Origin of the sequence: Novosphingobium olei (assembly GCF_012927405.1) — a bacterium.
Classification (GTDB): Bacteria; Pseudomonadota; Alphaproteobacteria; order Sphingomonadales; family Sphingomonadaceae; genus Novosphingobium; species Novosphingobium olei.
On the sequence record NZ_JABBGM010000018.1, the window covers coordinates 1 to 14,146 of the forward strand.

Sequence of the window (14,146 nt, forward strand, 5' to 3'; positions counted from 1 at the left end):
GTGGCTGGACGCGCCGGTTGCAGATGAAACGAGCGCGCCGGAACGTCAACCGCAAGGCCGCCCGAAGGCTGCCTCAAATGCGGGTAACTCGCTGATTTGAAGAAGAAATGGTGCCAGAAGAGGCTGGTAAAGTAAATTCCAAGCATTTGATATGTTTGGAAGATATCCATTTCGAAGATTGAAATGCCACTTACCATGCCCCCAAGTCTGCTGTGGTAAGAAGATTTGGGTCTTTGGGCGTAGTTTCAGACACATTCACTTTGTAGCATGGAGGTTCTGGGGAGAGCAAGATTCTTGAGGATGACTAGATGCGGGCAAGCTCGAATTTCATGCAAATTTCGGGTCCACTCGTCCGGACCTGGTCTGAAGTCCAACAGTTGGTCGACATAGAAGCGATAGCGGCATGTCAAATCCCGGCTAAGGGATCTAGCTACCGGGCTTGGGACAGAGCCGCCAATCGCTACCCTGCTATGGAATGACCGGTTCCGCTGATACCGGTCATTTCTGACCAGCGAATATGGGTTCGCCGACGATGGCAGTTGGGCGGGTAGCAGATTGACGGCGAACGGATCGGCAGATCGCAAGACCGGACATTGTTACAGGCCGATCGAGCGGAGGCTGAATTTTGGCCGGATGCGGACTTGCCCGCCAACGGCGTGCTAGCCCTATGAAGCTGTCATTCGTCTGCTCATCCGACCCAGCCAAGCTTGAATACGTTTTGGCGTATACAGTCCGGCGCAATTGAGATGCAGCTTTACGGGATGGCAGGCCATAAACCCTATGCAGCAAGCTCGGTCGCAACCGATGAGAAATACGATGGATACGCCGCCAATGCCGGAAGCATTGCCTCATGCCGACAGGCTGTGCGCACCCCGTCTCGGTCACGCACATTACTCCACAAAAACGACAGGAAGTTTGCCACCACGCGGTCGGCAAAACCCGACTCCATGAAAGCGATAGCGGCTGGATCGCTGTGCCCGTGTTTGATTTGCTTCTGGAGCCTAGAGAAGCCGTTGAAGAGGGTTTCGTCCATCTGCTCAGCGAGGTCGGCGATGGAGGCGGTGATCATCGCCAAGTCATAGGCAAAGGCCCCCTCGCAGAGGGCGACAGCATCCTCGACGGTTGCATGATCGCCGCTGACCCGGATGCCCAGTGCTGCCATCTTCGCATGGATTTGGTGGAAGGGGCGGCCGGCGACCCAGTCCGCCAGTGCCTCGGGCAAAAAGCCATCGTCGGACAACGATCGGATGGAGGGGGCCGAGTTCCAGGATATGATCTTCTCGCCCGACACTTGCAGTAACTGGTCGGCTTCGATTGCAGCGCGAAGCTCCGCTGCATTCTCGACAAGCCACGCTTGTAGCTCGGCGATGATCGCTGGCGGTAGCGGCGACTTCCGTATCACGGCCCGCTGGTCGCCGTCGGTGTTCGCAGCTATGGCGGCAGCGATCATCTGGAAAACATCAACTAAAGCAGGGCGAACCTCCTCGGGTGCCAGATGATAGGCCAGCGTGTGGGAGGCGAGGTCGGAAACACGATCCTGACCCTCCCCTTCCAGAAAGGTCATATTCGCGACGAGAAATGCTGCAATGGCCTGGATGGCCCGTGCCCGACGTTCGATGAATTTTCGAAACTCTTCTGCGCTGATGTTTGGCTGTATATTCAGCGCTTCCTGCACCACCGTCTCAATCCGGGCCTGATCCGCGAAAGCTAGGTCGAGCCATTGAGGCTGAATTGGTTGGACTACCGGCGGCGCGTCTTTCTGCCGCTGCACGTAATCGTCGAACAGGTTGAGGATGCTGCTCTTCGTCGGCTCTGACTTGGAGGCGTCCAGCAGCTTCTTTGCCTCATTCCAGCGCCACCGGTTTCTATAGTCGTCGCGCTGGTCGAATATCGACGGAGTTGCAAAGATCACACTTCCCTCGGTGTGCATTCCAGCGCGGCCTGCCCGACCCATCAGGTTTTGGAAGTCACGCACCATGATGCTCTCCGCACTTTGGCGCGTGGACGTGACAATCAGGTACTTGAGAGGGAAATTGACGCCCTGCGCGAGCGTGGAGGTGCAGACCACAAATTTGGCCAAACCGACCTTCATGGCATGCTCGATCGACAGCCTGAGGCCTTGGGGCGTGTCCGCATGATGGGCGAATATCCCGAGAAGCGCCGCTTTAGTCGCCACCGCATCGGGTCCTAAATGTGCTTCGGACAGACTTCTGAGTTTTTCGACCTCCATCGCATCCGACACATCGACGGGCTTCGGCAAATTTGCGCCACGCTCGAAGATGTCGACGGCACGCCGACAGACGGTCGTCACGCTATCTTTCTTGCCACAGAAGATCGCGACGCTCCCGTTGCCGACGACGTAGAGCCCGAGAAACAAACCTACTTCGCCGCCCTTCGATTTTTCCGGAAATCGTCGGACCTTTTTCTCTTTCCCGCGAAGGTTCAGGGGGAAGTCGTCGATGATGCGAGGAACCCAGAATTCGCTTTCTTCGGGATTAGTCGGGCTCACATATTCGAGTCGCCCTCTGGCATCCTGCCAGCTCGCAAAAGCTATGCTTTTCGACGTAGGGAGAAGCCCGACGCCGTCAATTACGGCTTCCGAATCTCCAACCAGCCATTCCGCGACGGCGTTGGCGTTCCCGATCACCGCGGAAATCAGAATGACCTGCGTCGCTTCCGGCAGGGTCAATTTCAGGGACGTGAGGAGAAGCTCATACGTCGGCCCGCGAGAGAGACCATCAAATTGATGGCCCTCGTCGTAGATGACGAGCCCGATGCGATCAACCAGCTCCGGCGCGCGGCGCAGCATGTAAAGCAGCTTCTCTGGCGTCACGATCAGCACCGTGTTCACCGCAAGAATTTGCTCTAGCTGGACATCGAATTGAAAAGAGTCCGAAGCCTCGTCCAGACGGATGTGTTCACCGGCAAATGCCGTGACAAGATCGCTTCTTATGTCGTGACAGAGGGAGCGATAGGGGGCGACGATCACGGCCAAGGACGCCCGCTGAGATAAAAAGGCCGAGCGGATTATTAGTTCTGTCGCTCGGGTTTTACCGGCGCTCGTGGGCATTTGAATGACGGCGGAGCGGCCTCGCAGTAGGCCTTTAGCGGCAATTCGTTGTTGGGCAGGCCAAAGTTCAATGGGGAAATGAGATTTTTCGAGCGCAGGTTGCCACGCGGCAGCATCAAGCCCCGACGCTGCAGGCAGGATCATGCGTGATGCGTTTCGGAGCTTGGTTGCACAGACTGCGGCTGTCAAATCCGCGTAGAGCAGCTCGCGGGGCGAGCCGTTCTGATAAGCGACTTCCCGGAGAGTGCCGCAAGCGGCGGACACCTCAGGCACGCCAGATGCGAAAGTCATGAAACCGTTCATGCCGGCGAGGACTGTATTCACCCGATCGGAGCCCGCATGGATCGGCGAAAAGTCGTTAAGCAAAATCTGATAGACTAGTCGGGCCAGTCCGGAGGCAAAATTGGGGGGCGGCGGTTCCATTTTTTTGACGATGACAGTCGCGTTGCCGATGCTGTTGTTGAGGTAATAGGCGCTTGCGCAAAGCAGCGAGAACTCCACCGAAATTGTCTCGTCGAGCTTGGCATTCAGGTAGGCGTCGAAGAACGTTGAAGCGAAGCGAAGGCCTTCCGATACGGAAAGCTCTTCGCCGTCCCAGCACACAGGCTCGACATCCGGATTGAACCCTTCAACGCCGTCGGCTTCGCGAAACTGATCGGCGGTGACGGCGGCCACGTCACCGAGGATGCCCACTGCCAGATCGAATAGCGTCGATGGGTCCCGGTATAACTCAATGAAATCCTCCGGGGCGACGCGGAACTCGTGCATTTTTGCCCGCGCCCGCGTTGTGGAAAGTACTCTGGTCGCGGTTGCTCTAGGCTTCATTAGCCGCTCTTTCGTAAAGGGCTTGGACAAGTTGCATCAGGGAGGGTCCCTTGATGACGAGCAGTCGCAGGTTTGCTGCGTTTTTGTGCCCGGTCGCGTCGGTTTCCTCCAGCTTCGTTGTCGCGAAGACATTGATGTCCAACACTGCGGCTGCCCCGTTGATGCGACGGAACGGCCGCTCGGCTTCGTTCTGGAATCGCTGGACGGCCTCGACCTGCGCGGTCTCCCCGCGCACCAGAAGGCGCTGCTTCATCGCATTCAGCGTCATGGCTTCGCGAAGGTGGTCCTTCATCGAGTCCGTGACCGCGTCTTGAAGCCGATTGCTTTTTGTCGCTGACAGGCCGGACTTTGATTCGAAGACGTAAAGCTCGTCGTTCGCGCTTTCGCCTTGGTTATTCGCATACTTGAAGCCGACGATGTCGCAGCCCTTGGTGGAGTCCTGTCGATTCCAGCGATCCTGATACCGAAGCTCCCGAGGGCACCAATATCCCAATATGAACTCGATAAAGTCGGCGACCAGTATCTCACCAAAGTCACCTGACCGAAGGCTCGGGCCGGGTGCCACCTTCGCGTCGGGGAACAATATCGTGTTGAGAAACTCGGCTTTGCTTTTGCCGGTGCCGTCCACGAGTGCCGGAAGATCAGCGTCAGCGCAGTAATGATGTCGGAAATGTGCCGCCCACGCCGAGAGAACGGCCTGGTCGTCAACGGGATCGAGTTCCCAAATTTGGATTTCTTGCCCGCATGCCGTCTGTCGACGTTCACCCGTATCCTTGATCCAACCTATGTGCGGCGGCGCAGCCACTTCCTTCAAACCTCAAATCTAAATGCCGTGTCCCGGCCAGACGTTATACAGCGGCGCCGTGGCTGACTACGATGTAATGAATCGAAAAACCGCCACAAAGAAAACGATCATAGAATTGCGTGGAAATTCAAGGGTTATATCGGGATATTCTCACGTCAGCGGACGCCGTCCAATCGCGCGAAGCATTGATGCGGATGCGCGGCTTCGTGCCACGCTGGTGGCAGGTTCCAGCAGAAGCGGCCTTTCAAAACTCAGCAGGCGAACGACTGACTCTGGTCGTAAGCTGTCGATTGGCTCGATGCTTGGAAGGGGGTTTCTTCGAACGGCAAGCGGGTTCCAAAGCAAAAACGCCCCATTCACAGCCCATCCCTTGGAGGGCATATGGGAGATTTAATCCTTATAGGGTGTATTGCAGTTTAATACCTTGCAGGGTATAGGCTGATGCGTGGAGGCAGCCATGCAGCAGATTGTCAGACTACCAAGCCAGCTGGGTGCGATTGTCCAGAGCGAGCGCCTGCGGCAGGGCATGACCCAGTCAGAGCTGGCGAGCCTTGCCGGCACGCAGCAGAAAACCATATCGGCCATCGAGAATGGCCGGGAAGGAACAAAGCTGGACACGCTGCTCAGCGTGATCGCCAGTCTTGGTCTCGACATGCAGATCGTGACGCGCGAGCGGGGCGGAAAGTCCATTGAGGATATCTTCTGACCATGGCGCGCAGGAAGACCCACCAGCCGCTCGATGTCCTGATCAATGGCCGCCGGGTGGGTCGCCTTGAAAAGGCATCCACTGGCGCGATCAGTTTTCAGTATGGCGAAGAGTGGCTGGGCTGGGAGCACCGCTTCGCCGTCTCCCTGTCCTTGCCTCTGACCCCGGCGGCCTATCGCGGTGCGGAAGTTGCCGCCGTGTTCGATAACCTCCTGCCCGACAGGGACACCGTGCGCCGCCGTGTGGCCGAGCGCATGGGCGCGCAGGGCACAGACTTCTACAGCCTGCTGGAGGCGATCGGGCGCGACTGCGTCGGCGCCATGCAGTTCCTGCCCGAACGCGACACCGATCCGGATGAAGCTGCCGTCAGGGGCGAGCATGTCAGCGATGCCCGGATCGAGGCGATACTCGCCGACCTCGCGCAGGCGCCGCTTGGCCTGGACCGTGAACAGGAGTTCCGGATTTCGGTTGCAGGCGCACAGGAAAAGACGGCGCTGTTGCGCATGGACGGGCAATGGTTCCGCCCGGTCGGCACCACGCCCACGACGCATATCCTCAAACCGCAACTGGGCCAGATACCCAGCGCGGATGGCATGATCGACATGTCGGACAGCGTGGACAACGAACATTACTGCATGAAGCTCATGCAGGCCTTTGGCCTTCAGGTCGCGCAGACCGAGATTGTGACCTTCGGCGCCCGCCGGGTGCTGGTCGTCGAGCGCTTTGACCGGCGCTGGCGCAATGCCGGTCAAATCCTCCGGCTGCCCCAGGAGGATTGCTGCCAGGCACTTGGTGTCCCGCCGACGCGCAAGTACCAGAGCGACGGCGGCCCCGGCATGCGCGACATCCTCGGCCTGCTGAAAGGGGCGGATGATCCGCAGGCCGATCAGGTCGCGTTTTTCAAGAGCCAGATCCTGTTCTGGCTGATCGGCGCGACAGACGGCCACGCAAAGAACTTCAGCATCTTCTTGAGCCCCGGCGGCCGCTACGGCCTTACACCATTCTACGATGTGCTGTCGGCCCAGCCGGCGGTCGACAGGGGCCACATCGCTCCCAACAGGTTTCGCCTGGCGATGTCGGCGGGTACCAGCCGACACTACCGGTTGTCCGAAGTCATGGGCCGCCATTTTGTCCAGACCGGAAAGGCGGCAGGCCTCGGGGCGATGGCCATGCGCCGGGCGATAACGGAACTGCTCGACCGGGCGGCCAGCGCTGCCACCGCAGCCCGCTCGGCAATGCCGGCCGACTTTGCGGGCGAGGTTCATGAGAGCATCGCCGCGGCCATTGACCGGCGCTTGCCGCATCTTGCCAGCGCGCTGGATGACCTGTGAAAGTTGGCGACAAGCTGTCCACCCTTTGAGAGACGGTCCTGTTTGCCACTGGGGAACAGCGCCCGGCCGGCATCCCGCCAGAACCCAGCAGTTGTGCAATCGCAAGGCAGTCATCGGCGGATCGAATGGAAGAAGATCGCGTGCTTGTACCGATCCCCCAAATTCCTGATATCTGGGGCATGTCGGTCGCCAGCCCAGTGACACTTCCCGTTGCCGCGAAGCCGGTTGGCGAGGCTCTGGCCATATTCTGCAAGCGACCCGCCGGCGAGACTGTCGAGGAGCTGTTTGGTCCTGAGGCTGTTCACGCCATCTGCAATGCGCCGACCACGGCGCGCGTGCCACCGCGCGATCCATGGTGGACCTTGCTGGCGTTGATGGCGATCGCCGCTATCATGGCAAGCGTCGTCCTGCCAATCAGCCAGATTGCTTCCCTGTTGATCGCTCTTCTTGCGTTCGGAACGGCAACGGTCGCAGGCAGGCCCTGGATTGAGTACTGGCGCGGCTGCCTCTGGAACCGGCGCGAGAGGACCAGGGCAGAGCTTGCTGCACTCACCGGAAACGCTGCTTTCAAGCGCAATATCCAGGCGCTGGAGGAGTTTCGCAGGCAGATCGGCAACGGAACGCTGAAGGCTTATGCGGTTTCACTTTCAGGAGGCGTGACGCTGCTGTCGGGCAAGGATCTCGCCTGCTTCATCGCCGATCACGGGCGCATCCTGCTGGTGAGCGGTAACCGCAATGACTGGTTATCGATCCCAGCTCGCCCGATCCCCCAGGGCGACATCTGGATCGACCTTGGCGGCGCCGTTGCCCGCTCCCAGATCACGGCAAGATCCCTGATCGATGAGGTCGACGAGGTCCGCTATCAGCAGCGTGTCGCGTGGATCCGGGAGCAGGCGCACAAGCGCGGTCAGGGTACGGGGCCCCTGACCAGCGGCCTCGCGATCATCGAGGCGATGCGCCATCCCGATGTCCGGGGAATGCCTTTCACCAAGGCCATGCCGATCATCCGCGCAGTCCTGAAAGGACCGGCGGCAAGCGAAAGCATCATCAACAAGATGCACTCGGGCAATTACCCCGAGTTTGAAACGGCCCTGCATGCGCTGCCGCTCGAAGACCTGCCCTGAAAATTCCTGAAACAGGTCTGGCACTTTCCTGAAATGACCTGAGCCCGCCGGCACCCCACCCAAGTCCTCTCGACCATGAAGAGGACGAATCAATGGAACAACATCACTTGTCCGGCCTGCTGACGACGCATGACATTGTCGCGCTCGTTCGGCTCAGCCGGACATCGATCTACCGCATGACCCGGCAGGGCCGGTTCCCGCCCCCCTGCTCGATTGGCAAGGGACACATCCGCTGGCGCGAAGCCGATATCCGCGCCTGGATGGAGGGGCTGTCGCCGCAGGCTTACGGCCAGGGCGAGCCCCGCAACGATCCGTCGCGCAAAAGGCCGCGACTGTCATGACGGGCGGTCCCATCTCCGTCCCCAGAGCGGACGTCGAGCTTCACCCGGTGATCGAGCGGATCAGCGGTCACGCGGTCGAAATCGAGCTTCTGTTCTGGCCGGTCACAGGTCCTGAGGGCGAATGCTGTGGTGGCTATCTCACGGTCGGCAGCGCCCGGCTGTGGCTCGATCCTGACCATGCCCGCAACCTCTCCAACCGGATCCGTGCCGCCATCGACCATGCGGTGCTGAGCAAGTTTCCGGCCACCTCCAGTCCGCGGAGTTTGTCATGACGCGCAAACCCGATCCGATTGTGGAGATCGTCGAATCCGCGAGGTTTCAACAGGCGGTCGTGGGCCCGATGGTCGATGCCTTCGTCCGCCGGCTCAGGGCGCCCGGAGCAGACGGCGCGACATCCAGAGCCTTCCTGCTGGACTGGCTCTATCTCCAGCGCCCCATGTTTGAACGGTTCCGGGGGCACCGTTTCAATGTTCAGTTCGAGGGACCGCCACTGGCTGTTGATGGCGAGGAATTCGCCATCGGCTGCCTGATCCAGCGCGAGATCGAATGGGCGCGGATCAACCCCGGCAAGGCCGTCGCACTGTTGCGCCGCTTGCGCGCCGCCGTTGATACCGAAGTCGACAATTGGATGGGCGGGCAGCCGATGTCCTTTTTGCCGGCAACGCCGCAAAGGCCGTTCCCGGATCGGGCAGCAGCGGATGCCGAAGTCGCGCGGATCATCCGCGACGTCCTGGGCTCCGCCGGTAATCCTGAAGGAGACGCCTGATGCCGATCAAGCAGGTCATGCCGGATGATGCATGGGCCCGCGATGCTGTGCATCGGGGCAGGTTTAAGGGTACACACCCCACGCACGCGTGCAGCGAGGAATTGCGCGGGCTTGCGGCGATGCCGATAGCATCGCCGGTCAGGCTGCGCGCGGGAAATGGCGCAATTCCTCGGGTTGCGGCGATGGCGATCCGCATCGCTACGGGGGGCGGACGATGAGCGCGCGGGCCCAGACGGTGCGGCTCAGCCCGGCACGTCATCGCACGCTGTCCGGCCTCGCGGGCCAGCGTGGCCTGAGTGAATATGCCATGCTCGCCCGCATCGTCGATGCCGGCTTTGTCGCTGTCACCGATGGGGTGGCCCGCGAGGCGGACGCCCGCGAGATTGCGGTCGAGGTGGCCGCGATCGCAGAGCGCCTTGCCGATGTCGAACGCGTGCTCGACCGCGCCCTGTTCACGGCCTGCGCTGCCTATGCCTATGCCCGCCACGCAGCGCTCGGCACGAAGAAGCCGGACGAGGTGATCGCCGCAGAAGCGCGCGCCGCCTTCGTTCGCCAGCGCGCGCTCGCCATGGAGATCGAACCATGACCCAGCGACACGATTTTGCCTTCCGTTCGCATTCGCTGTGGCGGATGCGGATGAGCCATTTCCAGCAACGGATCCGGTTCTACTGGCAGCTCGTGGCGGGTAGTACGCTGTGCGGGGCCTTCGCTGGTATCCAGCTGTTCATGGCACCCCAGTCGATGGCGCCCGCGCTCCAATGCCTGGGCGCGCGACTGCTCGTCCAGCTCGGCGAAATGACCGGCCAGGACCTGCAGATGAATGTCACTCTCGGCGGTCATGTCAGGCAGCTTTACGCCCGGACGGTAGCCACTGCGCCGGCCTTCGACGAGCCCTTCTCACAGATGCTCAATTGCCTGGTCTGGGGTGCGCTCGGCGGGCTGGTGATGGGACTCCTGGCGATTGTCCTGATCCGGCGAAACATGTCCACCCAAGGGCAAGAGACGTTCGGTGACCGCATCCTTGGTGGAACGACGGTGGTGGCACCGGATGCGCTGAAAGGCCGCCTTGCCGGGCGCACCGACGACCGCTCGCTGCGCATCGGTCCGGTGCCCATCCCGCGTGGAATCGAGACCCGGCATTTCGCGTTTCTCGGCACCACCGGCAGCGGCAAGACGACGGTGCTCCGTCAGCTGCTCGACCGGATCGAAGCACGCGGCGAAGCCGCACTGGTCTATGACACCAGCGGCGAATTCATCGCCCACTATTACAGACCTGCGCGCGGCGACGTGATCCTAAATCCCTTCGATGCCCGGTGCGCCTTCTGGTCCCCGTTAGACGAGATATCGCACCCCGCCGATGCCGACCGGATCGCCCGCCAGCTCGTCTCCGAGACCGGCAGCCAGGACGACGATGTCTGGCTCGAGACGAGCCGCATCCTCGTTGCCAACATGCTCCGTTCGCTCTGGGCCGAAGGCAACTGCAGCCTTGAAGCCCTGCTCGAAGCCCTGCAGGTCAAGAGCAAGGAGCAGCTCAAGCAATGGCTGGGGCATACCTCGTCGGCGCGGACCTTCGCCGACGATGCCGACCGTGCCACCGGAAGCGTGCTGTTCATGCTCGCCAAGGCAGCGAACCTGATCCAGTTCCTGCGCATCGACGATGGCGGGACCGCGCGTTTTGCCTTTCGCGATTTCATTGCCGGGCTCGATGCGCGGCCCGGCGCGAAGCCTTGGATCTTCGTGCCGCGCAAGGAGGACTATTTCGAGGCGGCCAAGCCGCTCATGGCCTGCTGGCTCGAATGCGCGGCGAGCGCGGTACTCGGTCTTTCGCCGTCGCCCCAACGGCGCATCTGGTTCGTGCTCGACGAGCTCGCCGACCTGCCGCGCGTCGAGAATCTGGCGCGGCTCCTGCCCGAAGGTCGCAAGTTCGGCGCAGCGATCGTGCTCACCTTCCAGGCGCTGGGGCAGATGCGCAATCGCTATGGCGCGAACATTGCCGAGGCCATGCTGGCCTGCTGCAATACCAAGTTGTTCCTGCAGACCGTCGATCGCGAAACCCGCCAGTGGGCGAGCCAGACGATCGGCGATTGTGAAATCGAAATGCGCGTCGCAACCGATACGCTGACCATCGGCAATGAAGTGCCGCGCACAACCATTGCCACACAGCGCGGGTTTCGCGCTGCCGTGCTCGAAAGTGAGCTGCGGCTTCCCCCGCACCAGGGCTTCCTGCTGCTGCCCGATGGTCTGCCAGTCGCGCGCATCGGACTTACCGCCGACCACATTGCAGCGCGTGGATCTGCCCGCCAGCCTGCCTTTGTCGCGGGCGACCCGGCGGGCACGCTGTGGAGCCGGGTGAGCGAGATTGCCCGCAAGGCCCAGCCCGACAGCAAGCCGGGACCGGTGTGATGGTCGCCTCGGTCTCGGCCCTTTCCAGCGCCGGCCAGGCGGCGAGCTACTACGAGGCCGACGACTACTACGCGGAAGGTGGCCTCGCTCCGTCCGAATGGTTCGGTGAGGCCGCTGCAGCGCTGGGTCTGGCGGGCGAGGTCGATCGTGAGCAGTTCGCGGAGCTTCTGGAGGGCAAGGTGGCCGGGGAGCAACATGGCAGGAATTCCGGGGATGCTGCTCGCGACGGCAAGACTGCGCATCGTCCCGGCTGGGATATCACCCTGTCCGCGCCTAAGTCGGTCTCGATCATGGCCGAGGTGGCGGGAGACAAGCGGCTGATCGCTGCACACGCCGCGGCGGTGAAAGTGGCGTTGGCCCATGTCGAAACACACATGGCGGCCACCCGCGTGCGGGAGGGCGGAGAGGTCCGACGTGAGGCGACGGGCAACCTTGCCATTGCCACCTTCCGCCACGCGACGAGCCGGGCACAGGACCCGCAGCTTCACACCCATGCGGTCGTGCTCAATGCCACGCAGGACAGGGAAGGTATCTGGCGCAGTCTGGAGCCGCGTGCCCTCTACCAGCTCCAGAAGGAAATCGGCGCGATCTACCGGCAAGAGCTGGCGCATGGGGTGGCGGAGCTTGGCTACCGGATCGAGCCGGGCAAGGATGCCATGTTCGAAATCGCCGGCGTACCGGATAAAGCCATCGCGGCGCTGAGCCAGCGCACCGCCGCGATCGATATCCGGCTTGCGGAGCGCGGAACGAGCCGTGAGGCGGCAAGTGCTGCCGAAAAGCAGATGGCCGCGCTCGATACCCGCGAGCCCAAGACGCTTGTCAACATCGGTGAATTGCGCGGCCAATGGCGGGCGACCGCCGACGCAGCCGGGTTCGAAAGATCAGCGCAGCACCGCCTAGTGACGGAGGCGCAGGCACGTGCAAGCGAGCCCAATCCTTTCATCACTCCGGACATGCTGGCGCGGCAGGCGGTGGCCTTTGCTTCCGCCAAGCTTGCAGAGCGCGAGGCAGTGTTTGCGGCAGGCACGCTGGCACGCGAGGCCGGCGACTTTGCCTTCGGCGAGGTCGGGCATAGCGCAATCGGCTCGGCCATTGCGGAGGCACAGGAGCGCGGGGAGCTCGTTCCTCGCATCTTCCTCGACCGTCGCGGTACCGAGTATGCGGGCTTTACCACACCGCAGGCGATCGAGACCGAACAGACCATGCTGCGGATCGAGGCTGCGGGGCGCAATATGGCCGAGCCGCTGGCAAGTCCTGTTGCGGCGGCGCGGACGGTCGAGCGCGCTGCGCGGCAGTCCGCGCGCTCCGGCTTTGCCTGGACCGACGACCAGAAGCGTTCGACTGCTGATTTGCTCGCCTCGCGCGACCGCGTTACCGCCGTTCAGGGCTACGCCGGGACGGCCAAGACCACCACCGTCCTCGCGACTTATGCCCGCGAGGCCGAGCGGCGGGGTCTCGCCGTGACTGCACTCGCGCCCACGGCCTCGGCCGCAACCGTACTGGGTGAAGCGCTCGGGCGACGCGGCGATACCGTCGCGCGCCATCTGCTGAGGCCCGAGGCGCGGATGGCGGGCAAGGATGCTGTCTGGATCGTCGATGAGGCTTCGCTGCTGTCCGCAAACGACATGGCAAGGCTGATGGCCAGTGCCGACAAGGCCGGCGCGCGGCTGGTGCTCGTCGGTGACGTTCGCCAGCTGGGTTCGGTGGGGGCCGGCGCTGCCTTCGCGCAACTGCAGCAGGCCGGCATGGCGACCACCCGGCTCGCTGAAATCGTCCGCCAGACGAATGCCAACACCCGCGAAGCGGTCATCGCATCGATCGAGGGTCATGCCGGCAAGGCGCTTGCCGCGCTGGAACGAGGCGGCGGCCGGGTGATCGAGGCTGCTACGCAGGATGAGCGACTTGGCGCTATGGCTCGTGAATATGTCGCCATGGCGCCCACTGAGCGGGCGCGCACCTTGGTCATCGAGCCCTCCCGTGACGGGCGCGACAAATTGACCAACCTGATCCGTGGGCAACTGGCTGCGCGCGGTGAGCTGTCGGCAGCTGCCGTCCGCTTTACTGCGCTGGAGTCCAAGGGGCTGACCCACGCCGAGGCCCGCGAGGCGGCGAGCTACGCCATTGGTGACGTGGTCCGGTTCAATCGTGATTATGCGGGCAAGTCTGTCTCTCGAGGCGAGGCGTTGAGAATCAGCGCCGTCGATCCCGAGCGGGGGCGCATTGGCCTGGACGACGGCCGGGGCCGGTCGATCGACTGGCATCCCCGGCAATGGGGCGCGGGAACGGTCGAGGTGTTCGAACCCACGCCCATGGAATTGCGGACCGGCGACCGGGTGCAGTTCACGCGCAACGATCGCGAGCAGGGCCGGGTCAACGGGCTGGGCGGGACGGTGACCGGTATCGACTGCGACACCGGTTCGGCGATTTTGAAGCTGGCGACCGGACGCGAGCAGCGGCTCGACCTGACCAATGCCCGCGACACGCACCTGCGGCACGCATGGGTGCAGACCGCTTATGCGGCGCAGGGCCATACCGCCGAGCGGGTCATGATCCATGCCGACAGTCGTTCCACCAACCTGGTCGACCAGAAGATGCTCTATGTCGCGTTGTCCCGCGCCAGGAACGAGGCGGTTGTGGTGACCGATGACAAGGAGCGCCTCGTTCGCGCCATTTATGAGCGGGCGGGGGAGAAGCAGACTGCGCTGGCGCCAGATCTGATCGAAGCCGGCACCAGCAAGATGCCTGCAGCCGGCATCGGCTGACTACGGACTACTG

12 protein-coding genes are annotated in these 14,146 nt (G+C 62.3%); 9 read left to right on the plus strand and 3 right to left on the minus strand.

What is annotated here, in order from left to right:
- The 3 genes from HHL27_RS22255 to HHL27_RS20905 all read right to left on the minus strand — a co-directional run.
- Positions 1-197, minus strand: a 197-nt coding sequence (locus HHL27_RS22255; protein ID WP_206069766.1) for a hypothetical protein, incomplete at its 3' end; no start/stop codon positions are given.
- A gap of 581 nt (positions 198-778) precedes the next feature.
- A complete protein-coding gene (locus tag HHL27_RS20900; RefSeq protein WP_169495333.1) occupies positions 779-3,838 on the minus strand; it encodes a DEAD/DEAH box helicase in 3,060 nt (1,019 codons plus the stop codon).
- Positions 3,839-3,884: 46 nt separating this feature from the next.
- The gene (locus HHL27_RS20905) at positions 3,885-4,700 is read right to left on the minus strand and encodes a Hachiman antiphage defense system protein HamA (protein WP_169495360.1); all 816 of its coding nucleotides are present in this window, start codon (positions 4,698-4,700) and stop codon (positions 3,885-3,887) included.
- 457 nt (positions 4,701-5,157) lie between these two features.
- Here HHL27_RS20905 and HHL27_RS20910 point away from each other — a divergent pair, with 457 nt between their 5' ends.
- From HHL27_RS20910 to mobF, 9 genes are all read left to right on the plus strand, one after another.
- Entirely contained in the window at positions 5,158-5,406 is a 249-nt protein-coding gene (locus HHL27_RS20910) for a helix-turn-helix domain-containing protein (protein ID WP_169495334.1), read from the plus strand.
- Between the two features lie 2 nt (positions 5,407-5,408).
- Positions 5,409-6,737, plus strand: coding sequence for a type II toxin-antitoxin system HipA family toxin (locus HHL27_RS20915; RefSeq protein ID WP_169495335.1), 1,329 nt, complete (start codon positions 5,409-5,411; stop codon positions 6,735-6,737).
- A gap of 125 nt (positions 6,738-6,862) precedes the next feature.
- Positions 6,863-7,861 (plus strand): hypothetical protein, encoded by a 999-nt coding sequence (locus tag HHL27_RS20920; RefSeq protein ID WP_169495336.1) that lies wholly within the window; start codon positions 6,863-6,865, stop codon positions 7,859-7,861.
- Positions 7,862-7,953: 92 nt separating this feature from the next.
- On the plus strand, positions 7,954-8,202 hold the full coding sequence (locus HHL27_RS20925) for a helix-turn-helix transcriptional regulator (protein ID WP_169495337.1): 249 nt from the start codon (positions 7,954-7,956) through the stop codon (positions 8,200-8,202).
- Entirely contained in the window at positions 8,199-8,474 is a 276-nt protein-coding gene (locus HHL27_RS20930; RefSeq protein WP_169495338.1) for a hypothetical protein, read from the plus strand. The genes HHL27_RS20925 and HHL27_RS20930 overlap by 4 nt, the downstream gene beginning before the upstream one ends.
- The gene (locus HHL27_RS20935) at positions 8,471-8,968 is read left to right on the plus strand and encodes a hypothetical protein (protein WP_169495339.1); all 498 of its coding nucleotides are present in this window, start codon (positions 8,471-8,473) and stop codon (positions 8,966-8,968) included. Before HHL27_RS20930 ends, HHL27_RS20935 begins: the two co-directional genes overlap by 4 nt.
- Before the next feature lie 214 nt (positions 8,969-9,182).
- The gene (locus tag HHL27_RS20940) at positions 9,183-9,554 is read left to right on the plus strand and encodes a hypothetical protein (protein WP_169495340.1); all 372 of its coding nucleotides are present in this window, start codon (positions 9,183-9,185) and stop codon (positions 9,552-9,554) included.
- Positions 9,551-11,371, plus strand: a complete 1,821-nt coding sequence (locus HHL27_RS20945) for a type IV secretion system DNA-binding domain-containing protein (RefSeq protein ID WP_169495341.1) — start codon at positions 9,551-9,553, stop codon at positions 11,369-11,371. The genes HHL27_RS20940 and HHL27_RS20945 overlap by 4 nt, the downstream gene beginning before the upstream one ends.
- A complete protein-coding gene (gene mobF / locus HHL27_RS20950) occupies positions 11,371-14,133 on the plus strand; it encodes a MobF family relaxase (RefSeq protein WP_169495342.1) in 2,763 nt (920 codons plus the stop codon). Before HHL27_RS20945 ends, mobF begins: the two co-directional genes overlap by 1 nt.
- The last annotated feature ends 13 nt before the right edge of the window (positions 14,134-14,146 follow it).